Source organism: Lapillicoccus sp., from assembly GCF_039935575.1.
Taxonomy (GTDB): domain Bacteria; phylum Actinomycetota; class Actinomycetes; order Actinomycetales; family Dermatophilaceae; genus Lapillicoccus.
Genome location: NZ_JBDTKA010000011.1, coordinates 30,173 through 53,370 on the forward strand (window position 1 = coordinate 30,173; position 23,198 = coordinate 53,370).

The 23,198-nt window shown below is 69.0% G+C and carries 19 protein-coding genes; 6 read left to right on the plus strand and 13 right to left on the minus strand.

What is annotated here, in order from left to right:
* Positions 1–47: 47 nt before the first annotated feature.
* Together nusA and rimP are read right to left on the minus strand one after the other, a co-directional pair.
* The gene (gene nusA, locus ABI385_RS01530; RefSeq protein WP_348101968.1) at positions 48–1,193 is read right to left on the minus strand and encodes a transcription termination factor NusA; all 1,146 of its coding nucleotides are present in this window, start codon (positions 1,191–1,193) and stop codon (positions 48–50) included.
* Positions 1,193–1,768, minus strand: coding sequence for a ribosome maturation factor RimP (gene rimP / locus ABI385_RS01535; RefSeq protein ID WP_348101969.1), 576 nt, complete (start codon positions 1,766–1,768; stop codon positions 1,193–1,195). The genes nusA and rimP overlap by 1 nt, the downstream gene beginning before the upstream one ends.
* Positions 1,769–1,903: 135 nt before the next feature.
* Between rimP and ABI385_RS01540 the strand changes: the two genes are divergently transcribed.
* From ABI385_RS01540 to ABI385_RS01550, 3 genes are all read left to right on the plus strand, one after another.
* Positions 1,904–2,908, plus strand: coding sequence for a DUF4439 domain-containing protein (locus ABI385_RS01540; RefSeq protein ID WP_348101970.1), 1,005 nt, complete (start codon positions 1,904–1,906; stop codon positions 2,906–2,908).
* Positions 2,905–3,882, plus strand: coding sequence for an aminoglycoside phosphotransferase family protein (locus tag ABI385_RS01545; protein WP_348101971.1), 978 nt, complete (start codon positions 2,905–2,907; stop codon positions 3,880–3,882). The genes ABI385_RS01540 and ABI385_RS01545 overlap by 4 nt, the downstream gene beginning before the upstream one ends.
* Positions 3,883–4,088: 206 nt before the next feature.
* Positions 4,089–6,068, plus strand: coding sequence for a thioredoxin domain-containing protein (locus ABI385_RS01550; RefSeq protein ID WP_348101972.1), 1,980 nt, complete (start codon positions 4,089–4,091; stop codon positions 6,066–6,068).
* A 242-nt stretch (positions 6,069–6,310) separates the two neighbouring features.
* On the opposite strand, the gene ABI385_RS01555 is transcribed toward ABI385_RS01550, so the two are convergent.
* The 4 genes from ABI385_RS01555 to ABI385_RS01570 all read right to left on the minus strand — a co-directional run bounded on the left by ABI385_RS01555 (position 6,311) and on the right by ABI385_RS01570 (position 10,467).
* The gene (locus ABI385_RS01555; RefSeq protein ID WP_348101973.1) at positions 6,311–7,099 is read right to left on the minus strand and encodes a TSUP family transporter; all 789 of its coding nucleotides are present in this window, start codon (positions 7,097–7,099) and stop codon (positions 6,311–6,313) included.
* 52 nt (positions 7,100–7,151) lie between these two features.
* The gene (locus ABI385_RS01560) at positions 7,152–8,915 is read right to left on the minus strand and encodes a proline--tRNA ligase (RefSeq protein ID WP_407068211.1); all 1,764 of its coding nucleotides are present in this window, start codon (positions 8,913–8,915) and stop codon (positions 7,152–7,154) included.
* 110 nt (positions 8,916–9,025) lie between these two features.
* Entirely contained in the window at positions 9,026–9,430 is a 405-nt protein-coding gene (locus ABI385_RS01565) for a MauE/DoxX family redox-associated membrane protein (RefSeq protein ID WP_348101975.1), read from the minus strand.
* A gap of 26 nt (positions 9,431–9,456) precedes the next feature.
* The gene (locus ABI385_RS01570) at positions 9,457–10,467 is read right to left on the minus strand and encodes a LacI family DNA-binding transcriptional regulator (protein ID WP_348101976.1); all 1,011 of its coding nucleotides are present in this window, start codon (positions 10,465–10,467) and stop codon (positions 9,457–9,459) included.
* A gap of 539 nt (positions 10,468–11,006) precedes the next feature.
* On the opposite strand from ABI385_RS01570, the gene mmsA reads away from it, so the two are divergent.
* The 3 genes from mmsA to ABI385_RS01585 all read left to right on the plus strand — a co-directional run bounded on the left by mmsA (position 11,007) and on the right by ABI385_RS01585 (position 15,184).
* Entirely contained in the window at positions 11,007–12,605 is a 1,599-nt protein-coding gene (mmsA, locus tag ABI385_RS01575) for a multiple monosaccharide ABC transporter ATP-binding protein (RefSeq protein WP_348101986.1), read from the plus strand.
* Positions 12,606–12,690: 85 nt separating this feature from the next.
* Positions 12,691–13,983, plus strand: coding sequence for a multiple monosaccharide ABC transporter permease (gene mmsB / locus ABI385_RS01580; RefSeq protein WP_348101977.1), 1,293 nt, complete (start codon positions 12,691–12,693; stop codon positions 13,981–13,983).
* An 82-nt stretch (positions 13,984–14,065) separates the two neighbouring features.
* Positions 14,066–15,184, plus strand: coding sequence for a sugar-binding protein (locus ABI385_RS01585; protein WP_348101978.1), 1,119 nt, complete (start codon positions 14,066–14,068; stop codon positions 15,182–15,184).
* Between the two features lie 83 nt (positions 15,185–15,267).
* Here ABI385_RS01585 and ABI385_RS01590 read toward each other — a convergent pair whose 3' ends face one another.
* From ABI385_RS01590 to ABI385_RS01620, 7 genes are all read right to left on the minus strand, one after another.
* Entirely contained in the window at positions 15,268–16,113 is an 846-nt protein-coding gene (locus ABI385_RS01590) for a GNAT family N-acetyltransferase (protein WP_348101979.1), read from the minus strand.
* Positions 16,114–16,205: 92 nt separating this feature from the next.
* Positions 16,206–17,369, minus strand: coding sequence for a flavodoxin-dependent (E)-4-hydroxy-3-methylbut-2-enyl-diphosphate synthase (gene ispG, locus ABI385_RS01595; RefSeq protein ID WP_348101980.1), 1,164 nt, complete (start codon positions 17,367–17,369; stop codon positions 16,206–16,208).
* Between the two features lie 43 nt (positions 17,370–17,412).
* The gene (locus ABI385_RS01600) at positions 17,413–18,768 is read right to left on the minus strand and encodes a site-2 protease family protein (RefSeq protein ID WP_348101981.1); all 1,356 of its coding nucleotides are present in this window, start codon (positions 18,766–18,768) and stop codon (positions 17,413–17,415) included.
* A complete protein-coding gene (gene dxr / locus ABI385_RS01605; protein ID WP_348101982.1) occupies positions 18,765–20,021 on the minus strand; it encodes a 1-deoxy-D-xylulose-5-phosphate reductoisomerase in 1,257 nt (418 codons plus the stop codon). Before dxr ends, ABI385_RS01600 begins: the two co-directional genes overlap by 4 nt.
* A 60-nt stretch (positions 20,022–20,081) precedes the next feature.
* Positions 20,082–21,554, minus strand: a complete 1,473-nt coding sequence (locus ABI385_RS01610; protein ID WP_348101983.1) for an NAD-dependent succinate-semialdehyde dehydrogenase — start codon at positions 21,552–21,554, stop codon at positions 20,082–20,084.
* A gap of 27 nt (positions 21,555–21,581) precedes the next feature.
* Positions 21,582–22,592, minus strand: a complete 1,011-nt coding sequence (speB, locus tag ABI385_RS01615; RefSeq protein ID WP_348101984.1) for an agmatinase — start codon at positions 22,590–22,592, stop codon at positions 21,582–21,584.
* On the minus strand, positions 22,589–23,198 hold a 610-nt coding region (locus ABI385_RS01620; protein WP_348101985.1), incomplete at its 5' end, for a saccharopine dehydrogenase C-terminal domain-containing protein. The genes ABI385_RS01620 and speB, both read right to left, overlap by 4 nt.

Genomic DNA, 23,198 nt, shown 5'->3' on the forward strand with positions numbered 1-23,198 from the left:
TCGAGTTCAAGTCTACCCCGCTTCGAGCCGGCCCGTATGCGGGGTGCTCACCGGACGTCGGCCGCTCGGGCGTCCTGCGGCTCGTCCCGGGAACCGGCCGACGCGTCCGGGGCTGAAGTGGCTCCTGGGGCCGCTGTGGCGCGTGCGGTTGCGGTTGCGGTGGTTCCTGCGACGGGTCGGTCGGACTCGCCGAGGGGGGCAGCGTCCGTGCGGATGTCGATCCGCCAGCCGGTGAGCTTCGCCGCCAGCCGCACGTTCTGGGCTTCCTTGCCGATGGCCAGAGAGAGCTGGTAGTCGGGCACCATCACGCGGGCCGATCTCGCCTGCGCGTCGACGACCTCGACGGCGAGCACGCGAGCAGGAGACAGGGCCGACCCGACGAACGTCGCCGCGTCTGGCGACCAGTCGACGATGTCGATCTTCTCGCCGTGCAGCTCCGTCATGACGGCGCGCACGCGGGCTCCCATGGGGCCGATACAGGCGCCCTTGGCGTTGACGCCGGCGACCTTGGCGTGCACGGCGACCTTGGTCCGGTGTCCCGCCTCCCGCGCGAGCGCGGCGATCTCGACGGTGCCGTCAGCGATCTCGGGGACCTCCAGCCGGAAGAGGGTCTTGACCAGGTTCGGGTGCGTGCGCGACAGCCCGATCTGCGGGCCGCGCGGGCCACGCTTGACGCTCACGACGTAGCAGCGCAGCCGGTCGCCGTGGCGGTATCTCTCTCCCGGGACCTGCTCCGCGAGCGGCAGGATCCCTTCGACGGTGCCGAAGTCCACGAGGACGTGGCGCGGGTCGGAGCTCTGCTGGATGACCCCCGAGACGACGTCACCCTCACGGCCACGGAAGTCGCCGAGGATCTGCTCGTCCTCGAGGTCGCGCAACCGCTGCACGATCACCTGACGTGCGGTCGCCGCCGCGACCCGACCGAAACCGTCCGGGGTGTCGTCGAGCTCAGGGCCGGGCTCGGGCCGTTCGCCCAGCGAACCGTCCTCGGTCGGGACCGGGTCGCCGTCCTCGCGGGCCCACACGATGACGTGACCGGTCTTGCGGTCGAGCTGCACACGGGCCAGCCGGAACGACCCGTCGGTGCGGTGGTATGCCACCAGCAGGGCCTGCTCGATCGCGGGGATCAGGACGTCCAGACTGATGTCCCGTTCCCGCTCCAGGGCTCGCAGGGCGGCTAGGTCGATGTCCATCAGTCCTCCTCCTCGTCGCTATCGTCGTCGCTTCGGTTGAACTCGACCTGAACCTGCGCAGAGCGCACCTCGGGCAGCGAGAGGGTGAAGCGTTCGGCCGGGGTCCGCCGGCCGGCCGGCACCTCGATCACCAGGGCGTCCGGCTCGACGGCTACCAGCCGGCCCGTCACAGTGGCGCCGGACACCTGGGTCAGCTCGACCAGACGTCCCACGTTGCGGCGCAGCGCCGCGTGGCCGCTCAGCGGCCGACCTACGCCAGGGGAGCTGACCTCGAGCGTGTACGCCCGCTCTCCCATGGCGTCGCTCTCGTCGAGCACCTGGGTCACTGCGCGGGTCGCGTCCGCCACCTCGTCCAGATCGAGCGGCGCTACCCGGCTCGTGGAGTCGGACGGGTCCAGGCGGCTGAGGTCGCGATCCACCAGCACGCGTAGGACGCGTCGCGTCCCGGCCGTCGTGACCGTGACGTCGACCGTCTGCAGCGAGAGATCGGCGAGTGCGGCGGCGAACGTGTGGGCGAGCTCGTCTCCCTGAGGGTTGCCTCGAGGACTCTCGCGAGGGTCGCCGTGTGAGCTCACGTCCACCTCCCCGTCCACGTGTGAAGTTCTCCGGGTCGTGCGCCGCGCGCCTCGAGTCGAGCCGGTCGCGCGTCCGACCCGTCACGTCACTCTAGCGAAGCGGGGGGCCCCCCGGCGCGTGCCATGATCGGGCGCATGCCGGCGCACGTTTCCGACCTGTGCGGGCCAGTCTCAGGCGTCGCGTTGTCGCGACGCGCCGCCTTGCGTCTGGCGGCGAGCGGCGTGTCCGCCCTCGCGACAGTGGTCCTGGCGGGCTGCGATATCCGGCTCGAGGACGACGCGCCGGACCTGCCGCTTCTCGAGCGCAAGTCCATCCCCGACGAAGCAGCACTCGTCAGCGCGGTCCGGCTGGTCACGGGGCTCGGACAACAGGCGGGACGCATACCCGGTGCTTCTGCGACGGTGGCGCGTCTCGCCGGGAACCACCTGACCCAGGCCACTGTGCTGCGGGCGCGGCTCACCTCCGCGGGCGTGCCTAACCACGTCATTGATGCTCCGGCCACCAGCCCGACCGCGGGCGCGTCTACCTCTGGACCGCCTGCCCCGGCGGTGAGCGCGCCCCCGGCGGTGACCCAGGAGCAGCTGGCTGCGGCCGAAAGCGCTGCTACGACAGCGGTCCTGGGTGACCTCGGCACGGTGTCAACGCCGAACCGCGCCGTCCTCGTCGCGGTCGCGGCCGCCTGCGGAGCAGCCGCGGCCGAGCTCGGAGCACCCGTCTCCTGGGCCGCCTCCGACCCGCTTCCCACGATTGCCGCGGCCCAGCTGCTCGCCGAGACCAGGTCCGTCGGGTGGGCCTTCCAGGTGGTCGCCGCCCAGACCGCCGCAGACACTCGTGCGGCTGCCGTGGCAACGATGACCACCCTCTCGGCGCGCGCCGACGAGCTGGCCACGATGGGCGCCACCACGCCACCACCTCTGGCTTATGTGCTGCCCTTCCCCGTCACGACCCCGGAGGCTGCCGGCCGGCTGGCAACCACGGTCATGACTCGGCTCGTGGCGGCCGGGCTGGGTCCGCTCCCCCTCGTACTGCACGACTCCTCGGCCCTGACGACCCTGGTCCGGTTCCAGGTCGCATCGGTCTCGCTGGCCCGTACGTGGGGAGTCGCGCCCGGACCGTTCCCGGGGATGACCTACCCGTGACCCACCCGACCGACCTGGTCCCGGCATCCTTCGCCGAGCGCGTCGCCGGGTACCCACCGGACACGGGCGAGCCGGGCGCCTCGTATGCCGTCAGTGGCGCGGACTGGCTCCGTCAGCTTCCCCGGCTGCTGGCCGACCTGCTCGCGCAGTGGTCGCTGGTCCCGGACGGTCCGGCCAGGTCCGGGGTCTGCGCGGTGGCGTTGCCGGTGACGTCACCGGCCCGGACGTCGGGCCAGGCGGTGCTCAAGGTCACCTGGCCGCACGTCGAGGCCGTCACCGAGCACCTCGCGCTGCGGCGCTGGGACGGAAACGGGTCGGTACGCCTGCTGCGCGCGGACCCGGCTCGGTTCGCTCTGCTCCTCGAACGGCTGGACAGCGACACCGACCTCGACACCCTGCCCGACGACCAGGCCTGCGAGGTCATCGGTGACCTACTCGCGACGCTGTCCGTCCCGGCGATCGCGCGCGTTCCCACCCTGTCGGCATACGCGGCCCGGCAGCTCGAGAAGCCGCCACCGACGCACGCCCTGCCGCGCCGGTTCGTCGACCAGGCCCGGCGGCTCGCCGGCGAGCTCGGCTCAGAGGTCGACGTCGACGCGCGCCTGCTCCACACTGACCTGCACTACCGGAACGTGCTCCGCCAGAACGCGCTCCGCCAGAACGTATTCCGCCAGATCGTCATCGGGGCCGATCGTCATGCCTGGCTTGCCATCGACCCCAAGCCGATGGCGGGCGACCCGGCTTTCGAGGTGGCGCCAGCCCTGTGGAACCGGGTGGAGGAGCTGGGTACCGGTTCAACGTTCCGGTGGAACGTCCGCCGCCGGCTGGAGATCATCTGCGAGCGAGCCGGCATCGACGAGGACCGCGCCAAAGCGTGGACCATCGTCCGAATGGTCGACAACGCCGAGCAGGAGGCGCCCGGTTCGGCTCGGGCGAGCTTCGCGGTGGCCCTGGTCAAGGCCATGAACGACTGAGCCCTTTGCCGGAAGCGCGGCCGGTCAGAGCTGGGTGAACCTGGTTCTGAAGGATCTTCTCCTTGGTGAGGCGAGCCTCATGCCGCCCGACCCGAGGTTGACGAGGGCGAGCAGGCACTGAGGATCCAGCCAACGACCACCATGTGGTCACCGCAGGCCCGTCGCGCCCGGGGAGGTAGCAGGCTTCGCGTGGGAGGCTGACGGACATGGCCAACCGGTTGTCTGCAGCGACGAGCCCTTATCTCCTCCAGCACCAGGACAACCCGGTCGACTGGCAAGAGTGGGGTGCGGACGCCTTCGCCGAGGCCCGTCGCCGTGACGTGCCGGTGCTGCTGTCGGTCGGCTATTCGGCCTGCCACTGGTGCCACGTGATGGCTCACGAGAGCTTCGAGGACGAGCAGGTGGCGCAGGTCCTCAACGCCGGATACGTCGCGGTCAAGGTCGACCGGGAGGAGCGCCCCGACGTCGATGCGGTCTACATGGCGGCCACCACCGCACTGACCGGTCACGGGGGCTGGCCGATGACGGCAATCCTCACCGCCGACGGCGAGCCGTTCTTCTGCGGCACCTACTTTCCGCGCGAGCAGTTCCTGCAGCTGCTCGATGCGGTCTCCGAGGCATGGGCCGGGCGCCGCGACGACGTGCGGGCGAGCAGCGCGCACATCGCAGCTGCGTTGCGCACCGCCTCCGCGCCGTCGCGTAGGAACATAGACGTGCCGGCTCTGGACGCCGCTGCGGTGGCGCTCGGCCGCGGGTTCGACCGGCTGCGAGGGGGTTTCGGCGGCGCGCCGAAGTTTCCGCCGTCGATGGTGCTCGAGTTCCTGCTGCGCAACCACGCGCGTACCGGCGACCCCTCGGCGCTCGAGATGGTCGCGGGCAGCTGCGAGGCCATGGCCCGCGGTGGCATCTACGACCAGCTGGCCGGCGGGTTCGCCCGGTATGCCGTCGACGCGGACTGGGTGGTCCCCCACTTCGAGAAGATGCTCTACGACAACGCCCAGCTGGCCCGGGTCTACCTGCACTGGTGGAAGGCGTCCGGTTCGACACTGGCCGAGCGCATCGCCCGCGAGACGGCCGACTTCCTGGTCCGCGACCTCGGCACCGACGAGGGTGGGTTCGCCTCGGCTCTGGACGCGGACACCAACGGTGTCGAGGGCCTGACGTATGCCTGGACGCCGGGCGAGCTGCGCGAGGTCCTCGGACCCGAGGACGGGGCGCGCGCCGCCGAGCTGCTCGTCGTGACGGCCGACGGGACGTTCGAGCACGGCACCTCGACGCTGCAGCTGCCGCGCGACGCGCCGGACGCCGAGTGGTGGGGGCGCACCCGGATGCGCCTGACGGTGTCTCGCGACCAGCGGCCTCAGCCACACCGCGACGACAAGGTAGTCACGTCCTGGAACGGTCTGGCCATCGCCGCGCTCGCCGACATCGGGGCAGTCCTGCAGGAACCTTCCTACCTGCTCGCCGCCGCTCGAGCGGCCCGCTTCGTCGTCGACGCCCACGTCGAGGAGGGCCGGCTGCGACGGTCGTCGCGGCAAGGTCGGGTGGGCGCGGCGGCTGGCGTGGCCGACGACTACGGCAACCTCTGTGAGGGCCTGCTCACGTTGCACCAAGCAACCGGTGACCCGCACTGGCTCGAGGTGTCCGGGCAGCTGCTCGACGTGGCGCTCGCTCATTTCGGTGCGGACGACGGCGGGTTCCACGACACCGCCGACGACGCAGAGCAGCTGGTGACCAGACCCAGAGGGATCAGCGACAACGCCGAGCCGTCCGGGCAGTCCGCGCTCGCGGGGGCACTGCTGACCTACGGCGCTCTGACGGGTTCGCCCCGACACCTCGAGGCGGCAGGGGCGGCCGTCGACGCGGCGGGTTCGGTCGCGGCCCGCGACCCACGGTTCGCGGGATGGGCACTCGCGGTGGCCGAGGCGCGCGCCGCCGGACCCCTCCAGGTCGCCGTGGTCGGCGAAGGACCCCTGGCCGACGAGTTGGTGCGAGTGGTGCGGTCCAGCCGCTCCCCGGGGATCGCCCTGGCTGCTGGGGCGCCGGACGCCCCTGGTCTTCCCCTCCTTGCGGGCCGGCCGCTCGTCGACGATGACGCGGCGGCATACGTCTGTCGGGGGTTCGTCTGCGACCGGCCCGTCACGGCGGTCGAGGCGCTCCGCGCAGCGCTCGCGTCGTCCGCATAGGTGTGTGTCGAGCCGGCGGACCGTCTGACGAGGGGGGCTGAGACTGGACGAGCTGCAGAAGGCCGAGGAAGGCGCTGTAGCAAAGGAACGCGCGTCGGCGGGTTTTGCACACTGGTACGAAGCGCCCACATCCTTGGGCGAGCGCTCCCCGGTCACGAGATGAGAGTCCCGCTGCACCCCCTTGGGGCCGGCTGTGCAGCGACGGTGTGGTCGCGGTGAGCTGCGGGGGGTGAGGCTAAACGTCAGGGCCAGATTCCGAGCAGCTGCAACGAGATCCGCACGATGAAAGCCGAGACCACCACCACGAACACCGTCCGCACGAAGCCGCTTCCGAAGTGCACCGCGGTACGCGCTCCGACATAGCCGCCGACGAGGTTCGCCGCTGCCATCACCAGACCAACCAGGACCATCACGTGGCCCCCCGGCACGAAGACGAACAGCGCCCCGAGGTTGGTTGCCGCGTTCGTGATCTTGGCCGTCGCGCTCGCTTCGAGGAACGCATACCCGAGCAGTCCCACCAGGGCGAACACGAGGAACGAGCCGGTGCCGGGGCCGAGCGCACCGTCGTAGACGCCGATGACGAAACCGGTAGCCATCGCGGTGGCCGTGTGCCGGCGTCCCGTCCACCGCAGGGCCGTGACCGCGCCCAGCTGCGGCTTGAGCAGGGTGTAGGCGCCGACACCGACGAGACACACGAGGATGATCGGGCTGAACGCCGACTTGGGGATGTGCAGCCCGATCAACGCCCCTACTACCGCCCCCAGCAGAGCAACCCCCGCCATCGGGAGGGCAGTGCGCAGGTCGGGTCGCACTCGTCGGTAGTAGGTCAACGAGCTCGTCGTGGTCCCGAAGATCGAGCCGAACTTGTTGGTGGCCAGGATCTGGGCGGGGGAGGCGCTGGGAAAACCGAGCAGCAGAGCCGGCAGCTGCACCAGACCGCCACCACCCACCACCGCGTCGACCCATCCGGCGAGCAGAGCCGCCACCCCGATGAACGCGAACGTCGCCAGCGTGGGGTCGCCGGCAGTCACTCCCCGCTGTCCCAGCCGTCGGCGGGTTGAGCACCGCCACCGGACGAACCCGTCACGCCGGACGCCCCGGCCGCACCTCGGCGACGACCTCGGCGACGACCTCGGCGACAGCAACCTCACGCCGCTCACCGCTGCGGCGGTCCTTGACCTCGACGACCCCGTTGGCGAGACCTCGCCCGACGACGACGATGGTCGGGACGCCGATCAGCTCGGAGTCCTTGAACTTCACCCCGGGACTGACCTGCTTCCGGTCGTCATAGAGCACCTCCAGGCCTGCTGCTTCGAGGCCACCGACGATCTCCTGGGCGCGCAGATAGACCTCGTCGTCCTTGCCGGTCGCCACGACGTGCACGTCGGCGGGCGTGATCTCACGCGGCCAGCACAGACCGAGCTCGTCGTGGTTGCCCTCCGCCACGCATGCGACGGCACGGGACACCCCGACGCCGTAGGACCCCATCGTGACCGTGACGAGCTTGCCGTTCTCGTCGAGGACCTTCAGGCCCAGCGACTCGGCGTACTTCGTGCCGAGCTGGAAGATGTGCCCCATCTCGATGCCGCGGGCGGCTTCCAGCTGGTGCCCACAGCTCGGGCACTCGTCACCCGCGCGCACCTCGGCCGCCTCGATCGTGCCGTCGGCCGTGAAGTCGCGACCGGCGACGAGGTCGACGACATGCTGTCCGGGTGAGTCGGCGCCGGTCACCCATCGGGTGCCATCCACGACCCGAGGGTCGAGCAGGTAGCGCACCCCGGCGGGCTTGTCGGCCCCGAGGGCACCGGGCCCGATGTACCCCTTCGCGAGCGCAGGCAGTGAGTCGAAGTCCTCGAAAACCGTCACGACGGAGGGCTCCAGCTGGGCTCCGAGTCTTTTTTCGTCCACGTCGCGGTCACCCGGCACGCCGATGGCCAGCACCTGCGTGGATCCATTGGGGTCGGTGACCGTCACGATCACGTTCTTGAGGGTGTCGGACGCCTGCCATGGCCGGTCGTCGCGGGGGAACCGCTCGTTGAGCAGGTCCACGAGGGTCGCGATCGTCGGCGTACCCGGGGTGTCCTCGATGTGCGCTGCAGGCGCGTCCGACCAGTCAAGCGCGGGCGGCACGGGCACCCTCACGGCCTCGACGTTGGCGGCGTACCCGCAGTTGGGGCAGTGGACGTAGGTGTCCTCGCCGTTTTCGGCGGTGGCGAGGAACTCCTCGCTCCTGCTGCCGCCCATGGCGCCCGCCATGGCGGCGACGATGACGTAGTGGAAGCCGAGCCGGTCGAAGATCTTCGTGTAGGCCTCCCGGTGCAGGTCGTAGCTCTTCTGCAGTCCGGCGTTGTCCACGTCGAAGGAGTACGAGTCCTTCATCACGAACTCGCGTCCGCGTAGCAGACCGGCACGCGGCCTCGCCTCGTCCCGGTACTTCGTCTGGATCTGGTAGAGCGAGACGGGCAGGTCCTTGTAGGAGGAGTAGAGGTCCTTGACCGCGAGCGTGAACAGCTCCTCGTGCGTCGGGCCGAGCAGGTAGTCGGCGTCCTTGCGGTCCTTGAGCCGGAAGATGTTGGGGCCGTATTCGGTCCAGCGCCCGGTGACCTCGAACGGCCCACGCGGCAGCAGCGCCGGAAAGAGCAGCTCCTGCGCGCCGATCGCGTCCATCTCCTGGCGGACGATCTGCTCGACCCGCCGCAAGACCTTCAGGCCCAGCGGGAGCCAGGTGTAGATGCCCGGGCTGACGCGGCGGATATACCCGGCTCGCACCAGCAACCGGTGGCTCGGCACCTCGGCGTCGGCCGGGTCCTCGCGCAGAGTTCGCAGGAACAGGGTCGACATGCGCATGGCCACGGCGGGGCTCCGAACTTTCAGGGGGAGACGTGCCCCGGCAGGATATCCGCGCGCCGGTATGCCTCTCACCCGGTGAGCGCTCTACCAGAAGCGAGTCAGTCTCGTCAGCGGCCGGTCGCGGACAAGGCGACGCGGATCAGCGGCCACTGCAGCGGAAGCCTCACGAGGGTGCCCGCGAAGGTCAGCTGCCGACGACGGTCCTCGGGGCGGCGACGCATCCTCCGGTACGCGGACACACTCATCTGCACGTTCGCAGGGAGGACCCCGACGAGGAGCGTCGCGCTGCCCCACCCTGCGGCGCTGCGGGTTGCCGGCACCAACAGCCCTGTCGCACACACAATCTCGGCGACACCCGAGGCATATACGAGCTCGCGTCGAGCAGGGAGGCTGCGCGGGACGATGGGTTCGAAGACCTGGGGACGCACCAGGTGGACGACACCCGATGTCACGAAGACCGTGGCGAGTCCGACGATCTTTGCGGTCAGGGGTGCGGCGGCCATGACCCTCATCACACCACCTGCCGACCGCCCGCGCGTCAGTGCGTCGCCTGAGCCCGCAAACCCTTCGGCGCGATCAGCCGCCCCGAACCCCGGACCACGAGGCGCGTGGGAACCACCACTGTCATCGGCGTCGCGCGACCCGAGGAGAGTCTGGAGAAGACCTGCTGCGCGGCCCGCTCGCCCAGGCCGACCGGGTCCTGATGGACGACCGTGACCGGCGGGCTCACCACGTCGGAGAGGTCGAAGTCGTCGTAGCCCACAAGCCCCAGGTCGAGGTCGCGGTCCTGCATCGCGCGCAGCGCCGAGAGAGTCACCCGGTTGTTACCGGTGACCAGCGCCGTGACCGGGAGCCGGCCGCGGGTCCAACCCACGAGTCGGTCGGCGAGACTGGAGTCGGTCCAGGGACCCAGCTCGCAGTGGATGGGGCCAGGAAGCCCGAGCGAGGCGACGGCCTCACGGAACGCGGCTGCCCGGCGTTGTGCCGTCCAGATCGAGGCGTCGTCGCCGAGGAAGGCGAGGCGTTCGTGTCGATGCGCGGCGAGATGCTCGACGGCGCTGCGCATCCCACCCTGGTTGTCGCTCAGGACGGCGTCCGCGTCCAGGCCCGACACCGGACGGTCCAGGCACACCACCGGCACCTCGAGGCAGGCGGCCCGCAGCGCGTCGGTCGGCTCCGCGCCGATCGGGACAATGATCAGCCCGGTGACCCGGCGAGCGAGCAGAGCCTCGATGAGCTGGGACTCGTCCTCGGACGAACGCTCCGAGGAGGCGCTCACCAGCAGGTGCTGGCGCAGGCGGACCTCGCGCTCGATCCCCGCGGCCAGCTGCGAGTAGAAGGGGTTGGCCAGGTCCTCGACGATCAGGCCGACCGTCTCGGAGCGTCCGCTGCTGCGGAGCAGGCTCGCGCCCTCATGCCGCTGGAACCCCAGTTCGACGATCATCTGCTGGATGCGCAGGGCCGTCTTGGTGCTCACCCCGGCCTCGCCGTTCACCACCCTCGAGACGGTCTTGATCGAGACCCCGCAGCGGGCTCCAACGTCGGCCATCGTCGGTCGAGCACGGGCGGGCCGCGGGTACGGCGATGTCCCATCGGACGACAACGTTGGCACGGTGGGTCATGATCCGCGAGTCACGTTCGTCGCGTCAAGCGGCACGGCAAACCGGTTCCCACCCGGTCGATCTTCCGCCAACCCCCGCATGTCGGACATTCCGGCGACCCGCTTGACGTGAGGCGTACCCGTGTTGTTCAGTGTCCTGTTGTCAGTCAACGATGTCGGTCTAAACACAGCGATCTCGACGACTCTGTAGCGCACATCCGATTGTTACGGGCTTGTGACTGCACCAGAGTCCCTTTTCGCTGCCGAAAGGACCGATCGGTGCGACACAATCGACCGGGCTCCTGGTCTTGGTCGACCGAGCTGCCCCGGGCCGACCGCACACCGTCCCACTCGGCACACGTAGGTCCCATGTTGGGTCACGAGGAAGTGATGACCGTCCGATGAGCACCCCGATCAGCTCCGACGCCACGCCACAGGACTCGTTCACCAGCGACGCCACGCCACAGGACCCGTTCACCAACAACGAGATGGCCGGTGACATCGGCCCCGGCTCGGTCATCCTCGAGATGCGGGAGATCACCAAGGAGTTCCCAGGCGTCAAGGCTCTCGACGGGGTGTCGATGACCGTCCGTCGCGGTGAGGTCCACGCGATCTGCGGCGAGAACGGCGCCGGCAAGTCCACTTTGATGAAAGTGCTCTCCGGTGTCTACCAGGGATACACGGGCGAGATCCTCTTCGAGGGCCAGGTCGTGGAGTACCGCAACATCCGCGAGAGCGAGCACGCGGGGATCGTCATCATCCACCAGGAGCTGGCGCTCATCCCCGAGCTCTCGATCGCCGAGAACATCTTTCTCGGCAACGAGCAGACCAAGCGCGGCGCAATCGACTGGTTGGAGACGCGGCATAAGGCCAGCGAGCTGTTGGCCCGGGTCGGGCTCGCCGAGAACCCCGACACCAAGATCAAGGACATCGGCGTCGGCAAGCAGCAGCTGGTCGAGATCGCCAAGGCGCTGTCCAAGGAGGTCAAGCTCCTCATCCTGGACGAGCCGACGGCCGCCCTGAACGAGGGCGACTCCCAACACCTGCTCCACCTCATCCTCGGCCTACGGTCACGCGGGGTGACCTGCATCATGATCAGCCACAAGCTCAACGAGATCGAGCAGATCTCCGACGGCATCACGATCATCCGCGACGGCCGGTCCATCGAGACCCTTCGGGTCAAGGAGGACGGGGTCGACGAGAACCGGATCATCAAGGCGATGGTCGGCCGCGACCTCGAGTCCCGGTTCCCCGACTACACGCCGAAGATCGGCGAGAAGTTCTTCGAGGTGCACGGCTGGACGGTGCGACACCCCAACGTCTCCGACCGGCTGGTCTGCAAGAACGAGGAGTTCTTCGTACGCCGCGGTGAGATCGTCGGTTTTGCCGGCCTGATGGGGGCCGGCCGGACCGAGCTCATGCGCAGCATCTTCGGCCGTTCCTACGGCAGCTTCGTCCAGGGCACCATCGTCAAGGACGGCAAGGAGCTGACCCTCCGTAGCGTCTCCGACGCGATCGGCGCCGGGCTCGCGTACGTCACCGAGGACCGTAAGACCCTCGGCCTCAACCTCCTCGACGACCTCAAGGCGACGACGGTGGCGGCGAACCTCAAGCGGATCACGCACAACTTCGTCGTGAGCGAGCCCGAGGAGTACGAGTACGCCGAGCAGTACCGCAAAGAGCTGCGCACCAAAGCGCCTAGCGTCGACGAGGGCATCTCCAAGCTGTCCGGCGGCAACCAGCAGAAGGTCGTCCTGTCCAAGTGGCTGTTCACCGAGCCCGACCTGCTCATCCTCGACGAGCCGACCCGCGGCATCGACGTGGGCGCGAAGTTCGAGATCTACGGCATCATCCAGCGGCTCGCCGCCGAGGGGAAGGGCGTCATCGTCGTCTCCTCGGAGCTGCCTGAGCTGCTCGGGCTCTCTGACCGGATCTACACCATCTGCGAGGGCGCCATCACTGGGGTCCTGAACAAGAGCCGGGCCGACCAGGAGTCCCTGATGCGCCTGATGACCAAGAACTCGCACGGCGGAGTCGGGACGGAGATCTCGCTGGACGCGGTCGAGCACGGCGGCATCGCCAGCTGAGCCGAGCGACACCCCATGACCTGTCACGCCGGCCAGAACAGGCACCCCCGAACCAGCAGGACCACCCAAGACAGGAAGCGCTCACATGAACAAGGTCAAGCAGCTGTTCGGCGGCGACGTCCGCCAGCTGGGGATGATCATCGCCTTGCTCGCGCTGATCATCTTCTTCCAGGTCTGGACCGGCGGCTACGTGGTCTCGCCGGACAACTTCAACAACATCCTGCAAGGCAACGCCTACATCCTGGTGTTGGCCATCGGTATGGTCCTGGTCATCATCGCCGGACACATCGACCTGTCGGTGGGCTCCATAGCCGCGTTCGTCGGTATCTGTGTCGCGATCGCGATGCGGGACTGGGGACTCCCCGCGTGGCTCGGCATCCTGCTCGGCCTCGTCCTGGGCGCGCTCGTCGGGATGTGGCAGGGCTTCTGGGTGGCCCGGGTCGGGATTCCCGCGTTCATCGTGACCCTGGCGGGGATGCTGCTGTTCCGTGGCGCGAACCAGTTCGTCGGCAAGTCCAACTCGGTGCCGGTATCAGACAGCTTCCAGCTGATCGGCTCGGGGACGCTGCCGGAGGTCGGGCCTGTCACCGGCTACAACAACCTCACGATCCTGTTGGGGCTGATCGCCTGCGCCGGCATCATCGCGGGCACCGTCCGCGGGCGCCGCAAGCTGGTCCGGATCGGCGCCACGGTCGAGGAAGCCTGGATCACCTGGCTCAGGCTGGCTCTCATCTGCGTGGTCATCATGGTCGTGATGGGGCTGTTCGCCTCCGGACGCAAGGGCTTCCCGTACTCCGGCCTGATCCTCGTCGCGCTCGTGCTGATCTACGGGTTCATCTCCAAGCGGACGATCACCGGTCGCCACATCTACGCCGTCGGGGGCAACCGGCTGGCAGCCGAGCTGTCCGGCGTCAAGAGCCGGCGCATCAACTTCCTGGTGATGATGAACATGTCCATCCTCGCGGCCCTCGCCGGGATGATGTTCGTGGCCCGGTCAGGCGCTTCGGGTCCCTTCGACGGCACGGGCTGGGAGCTCGACGCGATCGCGGCCGTCTTCATCGGTGGCGCGGCGGTCACCGGCGGCGTCGGCACGGTCGTTGGTTCCATTGTCGGCGGCCTGGTCATGGCAGTGCTCAACAACGGCCTGCAGCTCAAAGGCATCGGGGCCGACGCGACCCAGATCATCAAGGGCCTGGTTTTGCTCGCCGCGGTCGCCTTTGACGTCTACAACAAGATGCAGGGCAAGCCGTCGATCACCGGACTGCTGTTCCGAAATCGCAAGAACCTCGACAACGACGAGTCTGACGTATCACAGCCACCGCCCGGCGCGGCCAAGGAGACGCAGTCCACCTCCGCCACCGTGGGCCAGAGCAGCTGACCCCCCTCGAACACGTGCCGGGCGCCGCCCGGCACGCGCAACCGCGCTCGTCGCAGAGCGCAAGAACACGAAAAGAGTACACATGCGAACCTTCGCCAAGGTGCTGGCCGTCTCCGCGGTGGCCGCACTCACCCTGACCGGCTGCGGCCGCGGGTCGGACTCCGGAACCACCAGCGGCTCGGGTTCTGGCGCCACCAGCGGCGCTGCTGCAGGCTTCCCGGCCAACTCCCTCATCGGGGTCGCCCTGCCCCAGAAGACCTCCGAGAACTGGGTTCTCGCCGAGGGTCTGTTCAACGACGGCCTGAAGAAGGCTGGCTTCACGCCGGACGTCCAGTTCGCCAACGGCGGTGTCTCCGAGCAGCAGAACCAGATCCAGTCCATGGTCACCAAGGGCGCCAAGGTCATTGTGGTCGGCGCCATCGACGGTTCTCAGCTGGGTACCCAGGTGAAGGCGGCCAAGGCCTCGGGGGCGACGGTCATCGCCTACGACCGGCTGCTGCTCAACACCAACGATGTCGACTACTACGTCGCCTTCGACAACTTCAAGGTTGGTCAGCTCCAGGGCCAGGCTCTCCTCGACGGCATGAAGGCCAAGAAGCCCAACGGGCCCTACAACATCGAGCTGTTCGCCGGTTCCCCCGACGACGCCAACGCCAAGGTCTTCTTCGACGGCGCGATGGACATCCTCAAGCCCAAGATCGCCGACGGCACCCTCAAGGTCGTCTCGGGCCAGACCGACTTCAACCAGGCCGTGACCCAGGGGTGGAAGGCCGAGAACGCCCAGAAGCGTATGGATACGCTGATCTCGGCGAACTACACGAGCACCGAGCTCGACGGCGTGTTGTCCCCCAACGACACGTTGGCGCGCGCGATCCTGCAGTCCGTGAACCAGGCGGGCAAGCCGGTCCCGATCGTCACCGGTCAGGACTCCGAGGTCGAGTCGGTGAAGTCGATCATGGCGGGCGTGCAGTACTCCACGATCAACAAGGACACAAACAAGCTGGTCGCCCAGACGATCACCATGCTCCAGGCGCTGCAAAAGGGTGACAAGCCCGAGACCAACGACACCAAGTCCTACAACAACGGTGTCAAGGTCGTCCCGGCCTTTCTGCTCCCCCCGGTCATCGTGACCAAGGCCAACGCCAAGGAGGCGTACGCCAACAACCCGACGCTGCTCGCCATCGTCAACGCCGCCGGCTGACACGCATACTGTCGACCGAACGCACGAAAGGCCCGTCTCCCCTTGGGAGGCGGGCCTTTCCGCGCACTCGCAGGGATCTAGGTCTACAGAAGGACCGTGGTGAACGACCCGACCTCGCGGTAGCCGATCGCCTCGTAGAGGGCCCGAGCTGGTGCGTTGAAGTCGTTGACGTAGAGGGATGCGAGCGGGGCCACCGCGTCGATGACGAGATCGGTCGCGGCAGACATCAACGGCCGGGAGAGTCCCTGTCCGCGCAGCCGCGGGGTCAGCCATACCCCCTGGATCTGAGCGGCACCGATCGCCGCCGAACCCACGTCCGCCTTGAAGAGCACCTCGTCGTCCTCGACCCACACCACGGTGTGCCGGTCGACGATCAGCCCGGCAATCAGGGTCCGGTAGCCCCTCGATGACCCGCGGTACGGCGGGTACCCGATCTCGTCGGTGAACATCGCCGCCGCGGCGGGCAGGACCAGGTCGACCTCCTCGAGCCGGGCGAACCTGACTCGTGGGTCGGCTGACAGGCCCAGCTCGGCGGCGTGTGTCTTGGTCGTCATCAGGGGCTGGTGCTCGCGGACCGCGCGAGCCCGCCCCCAGGCGCCTTGCAAGACGCGCCAGAGCTCGAGCACCTGCGCGGACGGACCGAAGATCGAGGCACATCCCTTGTGCCACCTGCGGATCCGGGTGGCGAACAGGTCCGCGGACTCGTCGTCGCACTCGACGGGGACGACGTTGGCGGAGACCCAGCACAGCGCTGCCAGTCGGCCGTCTCGGCGGAACCCCAGCAACGAGCCGGGGCTCGCCCGCAGCGCCCCCTCCTCGATCCGGGCGGCGACGAACACGTTGGCCGCCGGGTTGCGGGCGCAGAGAGCGAGCGCCTCGTCATGATCGGCCATGGTGAGGGCGCGTACCGGCGAATGGGTGCGCAGCACGGGTACAGCCTGCCGGTCACCTGGCGTCGTTGTCGACAACCACGCCGCTCGGTATGCCTCGGCTCACCGGGGTCACCGGGCTGCCGCGCCGGTCAGCTCACACTGACCTGCGGTGTGCCCTGCGCGTGCTCGACCTCGGGGTCGAGCTCCATTGACTCGGCCAGTCGCATGGCCTCCTCGATGAGGGTCTCGACGATGTCTTTCTCCGGGACGGTCTTGATGACCTCGCCCCGCACAAAGATCTGACCCTTGCCGTTGCCGCTGGCCACCCCGAGGTCGGCCTCGCGAGCCTCACCGGGACCGTTGACGACACACCCCATGACGGCCACCCGCAGGGGGACCTCGAGGCCCTCGAGACCGGCGGTGACCTGCTCGGCGAGCGTGTAGACGTCGACCTGGGCCCGGCCACAGGACGGGCAGGAGACGATCTCGAGCTTGCGCGGGCGAAGGTTCAGAGACTGGAGGATCTGGTTGCCGACCTTGACCTCCTCGACGGGAGGCGCAGAGAGCGAGACGCGGATGGTGTCGCCGATCCCCTTGGCCAGCAACGCTCCGAACGCGACGGCCGACTTGATGGTCCCCTGGAACGCCGGACCCGCCTCGGTCACGCCAAGGTGCAACGGCCAGTCGCCGGCCTCGGCGAGCAGCTCGTACGCGCGGACCATGACGACAGGGTCGTTGTGCTTGACCGAGATCTTGAAGTCGTGGAAGCCGTGCTCCTCGAACAGCCCGGCCTCCCATACTGCGGACTCGACCAGCGCCTCCGGAGTGGCCTTGCCGTACTTCGCGAGGATCCGCGGGTCGAGCGAGCCTGCGTTGACACCGATCCGGATCGAGACGCCGGCGTCCTTGGCCGCCTGGGCGATCTGCTTGACCTGATCGTCGAACTTGCGGATGTTGCCCGGGTTGACCCGCACCGCCGCGCAGCCGGCGTCGATCGCGGCGAAGACGTACTTCGGCTGGAAGTGGATGTCGGCGATGACGGGGATCTGGCTGTGTCGAGCGATCTCCGGCAGCGCGTCGGCGTCGTCCTGGGTCGGACAGGCGACCCGGACGATGTCGCACCCGGTGGCCGTCAGCTCGGCGATCTGCTGGAGGGTCGCGTTGACGTCGGTCGTCTGGGTCGTGCACATCGACTGAACGGAGATGGGCGCGTCACCGCCGACCTCGACCTTGCCGACGCGGATCTTTCGCGACGACCGCCGGGGGGCGATCACGGGAGCCGGTAGGGCAGGCATACCAAGCGAGACGGTCATGGCTCGAGTATCCCGCACCCACCTGCGCTGGGAGGGCCCGGCCTCAGAAGAGGCTGATCGGCTTGACGATGTCGGCGTAGATGAGCAGGGCGGACATCGTGATGAGCAGTAGCGCCATGGTGTAGGCCACCGGCAGCGCCTTGGCAACGTCGACGTGTCCCGGGTCGGCCTTGCCGAGGATCCGCGCCCCGTTGCGCTTGAGGCCCTCCCAGAGCGCGCCGGCGACGTGGCCACCGTCGAGCGGCAGCAGCGGCACGAGGTTGAAGACGAAGAGCGCCATGTTGAGCGAGGCAATGAGCTGCAGCAGGATCATGAACTTGACCATGGTGCCGCCGGCGCCGAGGTCGGCGCTGGCGACCTCGCCACCCACCCGGCCCACACCCACGATCGACACCGGCCCGTTCTTGTCGCGTTCGCCGGAGCCGAACGCCGCCTGCACGACGCCAGCCATCTTGGCCGGGATGTGGACGATCACCCCAGCGGTCTGGGTGAACGCGCCCCAGACCAGTCCGGGCACCGCCGTCACCGGTTGCCTGACCGTCTCCGCGACAACCTGGGACGTCACTCCGAGGAAGCCGGCGTCGATGACCTGGGGTTTTCCGTCGGCGCCGACCAACGGCTTGCCGTCCGTGCCGACCTGGGTCACGGAGTTCGTGACCAGCGTGACGGTGACTGTGCTCGGCTGGCCGTCGCGCAGAAAACCAATCGTCGTCGACTGGCCCCCCCGTGGCCGGACGAGGTCACCGAGTGGTGTCGTCGGGGTGACCTGCTGCCCGTCGACAGAGGTGATGACGTCCTTGGCCCTCAAACCGGCCACATAGGCCGGTGTCTTCGGGTCGGTGTCCTTGCACGCCGTCTGGGTCGCGCCGGTCGAGGCGGGGACGACACATTCGCTGACGGAGGCGACGAGAGCACCGTTCTGTGCGGTGTCGACCCCGTAGAGCGTGACGATCCCACCCAGCAGCAGGGTGGCGATGAGCAGGTTCATCACCGGACCGCCCATCATGACAACAACCTTCTTGGGGACGCTCAGCTGGTAGAAGACGCGGTGCTCGTCGTCCGGAGCGACCTCGTCCAGGGAGTCCTGGCGCGCCTGGTCCATCAGCTGCGAGAACCGGCCGGTGGAGGACGCGCGCAGGTGGGTCGGGTCGTCGCCGGGCTTCGGCGGGAACATTCCGATCATCCGGATGTAGCCGCCGAGCGGGATCGCCTTGAGGCCGTACTCGGTCTCGCCGCGGGTCCGAGACCAGACCGTCGGTCCGAAGCCGACCATGTACTGGGTCACCTTGACGCCGAACTTCTTGGCCGGCACCAGGTGCCCGATCTCGTGCAACGCGATCGACAGTCCGATGCCGAGGGCGATGACGAGCACGCCGACGAGGTACGCGATGGCCGTCACTTCGAAGTCCTTCCGCTGCCTGGGTGGCTGCCCAGACGAAGGACCGAGCGTGCCTGCTCGCGGGCCCATGCATCGGCCCGCAACACCGTCTCAACGTCCAGGTCGGCCGGTTTGATCCCGGACTCGGGAGTGTCTGCGTGGTCGGCCACCACGCGGGCGACCGTGTCGACGATGTCCGTGAACCGGATCCGGCCGTCGAAGAAAGCCTGGACGCACTCCTCGTTGGCCGCGTTGAACACCGCCGGGTAGGTACCTCCGGCCACTCCCACCTGCTTCGCGAGGGCGACGGCCGGGAACGCCTGATCGTCGAGGGGGAAGAACTCCCACGTCGCGGCCGTGCTCCAGTCACAGGGCCGTGCCGCACCGGGGACGCGGTCCGGCCAGGCCAGCCCGAGCGCGATCGGGAGCCGCATGTCGGGCGGTGACGCCTGCGCGATCGTGGAGCCGTCGACGAACTCGACCATGGAGTGCACCATCGACTGGGGATGCACGACCACCTGGATCCGGTCGTAGGGAATGTCGAACAGCAGGTGCGCCTCGATCACCTCGAGACCCTTGTTGACGAGCGTCGCCGAGTTCGTCGTGATGACCGGACCCATCGCCCAGGTGGGATGGGCCAGCGCCTGCTCAGGGGTGACGTCGTGGAGCCGCTCGCGAGGCATACCGCGAAACGGTCCGCCGCTCGCGGTGACGACCAGCCTGGCCACCTCGTCGGGGGTACCGCCGCGCAGGCACTGAGCGAGTGCGCTGTGCTCGCTGTCCACGGGTACGAGCTGGCCGGGTTTGGCCGCCGACTTCACCAGCGACCCACCGATGATCAGCGACTCCTTGTTGGCCAGGGCCAAGGTGGTGCCGGCATCGAGCGCGGCGAGCGTCGGGGCGAGGCCGATCGAGCCGGTGATGCCGTTGAGGACGACGTCGACGGGTCGGCCAGCCAGCTCCGCGGCGGCATCGGGCCCGACCAGGACCTCGGGCCGGTATGCCTGGAGCCCGGCTTCGCGGGCCGCCAAACCGATCGCCTCCAGCAACTCGCCACGCGAACCCGTCGCGACCGCAACGGTTTCGACGAGGAGGGCGACCGCCTGCTGGGCGAGCAGACCAAGGTTGGTCCCGCCCGCGGCCAGTGAGCGGACCGAGAACCGGCCGGGGTTGTCCTGCACGACGTCAATCGCCTGCGTGCCGATCGACCCGGTCGACCCCAGCAAGGTGATGGTGCGATGCCCCGCCGAGGTGGGTGCGGTCGCGATGGGCATGGCTCCATTCTGCCCCTATCGGTCCCTCCGCCGGTGCCCGTGGACGCGAGGCGAATGGAGTCAGAGCGCGATGCCCACGTACTTTGTCTCGAGGTACTCCGCGATCCCCTCGAAACCACCCTCGCGTCCGAAACCGCTCTGCTTGACCCCCCCAAACGGCGCCGCCGGGTTGGAGACGACGCCCTGGTTGACGCCGACCATGCCGTACTCGAGGGCCTCGCTCACCCGCAGTGCCCTAGCCAGGTCGGCCGTGAAGAGGTAGGCGACCAACCCGAACTCTGTGTCGTTCGCCATCCGCACCGCGTCGCTCTCGTCGGTGAAGACGGTGATCGGTGCCACCGGTCCGAAAATCTCCTCCTTCTGCATCCGCGCGTCGGTCGGGACGTCGGTGAGGACGGTGGGTTGGAAGAAGTGCCCGGCCCCCCGCTGCGCCTGCCCACCGGTCAGCACCCGGGCACCTTTGGCCACGGCGTCGTCGAGCAGCTCGGTCACCTTCTCGACCGCTTTGGCGTCGATCAGCGGTCCCACCGTGACGCCCTTCTTGGTGCCCTTGCCGACGACCGTCGCGGCCATCCGCGCCGCGAACGTCCGCGAGAACTCCTCGGCCACCGCCTCGTGCACGTAGAACCGGTTGGCCGCGGTGCAGGCCTCCCCGATGTTTCGCATCTTGGCGAGCATCGCGCCCTCGACGGCTCGGTCCACGTCGGCGTCGGCGAAGACGAGGAACGGAGCGTTGCCGCCGAGCTCCATCGAGACCCGCAGCAGCTGCTCGGCCGACTGCTCCACCAGCGTGCGGCCGACCTGCGTGGAGCCGGTGAAGGTCAGCTTGCGCAGCCGCGGGTCCCGGATGATCGGCTCGCAGACCTCCGCCGTCCGGGAGGTGGTGACGACGTTGAGCACCCCGTCGGGCAGCCCGCACTCGGTCAGCAGCTCGGCGAGCAGCAGCATCGTCAATGGCGTCTGCTGCGCCGGCTTGACCACCATCGTGCAGCCCGCAGCGATCGCGGGACCGATCTTGCGCGTCCCCATCGCGAGCGGGAAGTTCCACGGCGTGATCATCAGCACCGGCCCGACCGGCTGTCGCATCGTCATCAGGCGGGTCTTCCCGTCTGGCGAGACCGACCACTGGCCGTGCACGCGTACCGACTCCTCAGAGAACCACCGGAAGAACTCCGAGCCATAGGCCACCTCACCGCGCGACTCCGCCAACGGCTTGCCCATCTCGAGCGTCATCGCGAGCGCGAACTCCTCGGTCCGCTCGACAATCCGCTCGTATGCAGCGCGCAGGATCTCGCCCCGCTCGCGGGGCGCGGTGCCCGCCCACCCCGCCTGGGCGGCGACGGCTGCATCCAGGGCGTCTCGGCCGTCGGCCACACTCGCATTCGCAACGCTGGTGAGGGTTCGCCCAGTCGCCGGGTCCTCGACGTCGAACGTCTCCAGATCGCTCGCGTCACGCCACCGCCCCCCGATCAGCAGCTGCTTGGGGACGGATGCGATCAGGGTGGACTGGGTCAGCGTCGTTGCGGGACTCATACCTCTTGTCCTACCTGATAGGCGCGGTCAGCGCTCGAGCAGGGGCTGGTCCGGGTCGTATGCCGCACTGCCGGATGCGTCCCGGCGGCGCCTCGCGATCGCGGAAAGGGCTTCGAGCACCACCCGGTTGGCGAGCGCCGCGGTGATGTCCGCGTGGTCGTAGGGCGGGCTGACCTCGACGACGTCCATTCCGACGATCGGGAGCTCGAGGCAGAGTCGGCGCACGCTGTCGAGCAGCTCCCGGGCGGTGAGCCCGCCGGGTTCGGGCGTTCCCGTGCCCGGTGCGTGCCCCGGGTCGCACACGTCGATATCCACCGACAGGAACACACCGTCGCAGTCGTCCGTGGCGATGGCCGATGCCTCGGTGAGGCACTCGGCCAGGCCGCGCCGTCCGATCTCGGTCATCTCGTAGGACCGCATTGCTACCCCGGCCATCCAGTCGAGGGTGTCCGGCGGCGGCCAGTAGCCCCGCAGACCCACCTGCAGGAACCGGTCACCTCGTAGGGCGCCCGACTCGATGAGCCGACGCATCGGCTGCCCGTGTCCCCACAGTGACCCGAACTCGATGTCGCCGGTGTCGGCGTGCGCGTCGAAGTGGATCATCGACACCCGGCCGTGACCCAGCACGTTGGCGACGCCCTTGGCGTCGGGGAAGGCGATCGAGTGGTCGCCGCCGAGGACGACCGGGATCGCGCCGGCGCGGGTGACCCTCTCCACGGCGGCCTCCAAGGCCGGGAGGGCGACCTCGATGTCGCCTGAGTACATCTCGACGTCACCGGCGTCGAGCACGCGCAGGTCCTGGAGGCCGTCGGTGCGCAGGGCCAGCGACGGCCGCGAGCCGTCGTGCGGGAGGTAGTCGGTCATCCGGATCGCCTGCGGGCCGAAGCGGGTGCCCGGCCGGTGGGAGGTGCCCCCGTCGAAGGGGGCACCGACAATGACGACGTCGGCACCCGCATACGTGCCCTCGTCGTCGAGGTCGCAGCGGTCGACCCCGAGGAAGGTGATGTCGGGCCCGTACTGGCTGCCGTAGCGGGTCATCGCGCCACCTCGGGGGTGCGCTCGTCCTGGCCCCACGCAGAGCCGTAGCCCGCGGGGGCCGGGGCGGCCAGCAGATCGAGGAACGGCGCCGCGTCGAAGGCCTCGGGGCCGAGCACGCCGGTGCCCGACCAGACCCCCGTCGCGAGCAGCTCGAGGGCGACGACGGGGTTGATCGCGGTCTGCCACACCACGCACTGGACGCCGTAGTCGCGCATCGTCACCTCGTTGTCGACGACGTGGTAGAGGTAGGTCGCCCGCGGCTGACCGTCGAGACCCGTTCCGGTCACCATCAGCCCGGCGCACGTCTTGCCGGTCATCTGGGGGCCGATCGTCGCCGGGTCGGGCAGCACGGCCGCCACGACGTCTCGCGGCGAGACCGCCACCCCCTTGACCGTCACGGGGTCGGTGCGGTCGAGACCGAGGGCATGGAGGGTCTTGAGGACACCGATGAACTCGTCGCCGAGGCCGTACTTGAAGGTCACCCGCTTCGCCTCGACCCAGCGGGGCATGAGGAGCACCTCCTCGTGCTCGACGTTGACGCACTCGACCGGCCCGATCCCCTCGGGGAAGTCGAACACCTCCGGCTCGCTGAACGGCGCCGTGACG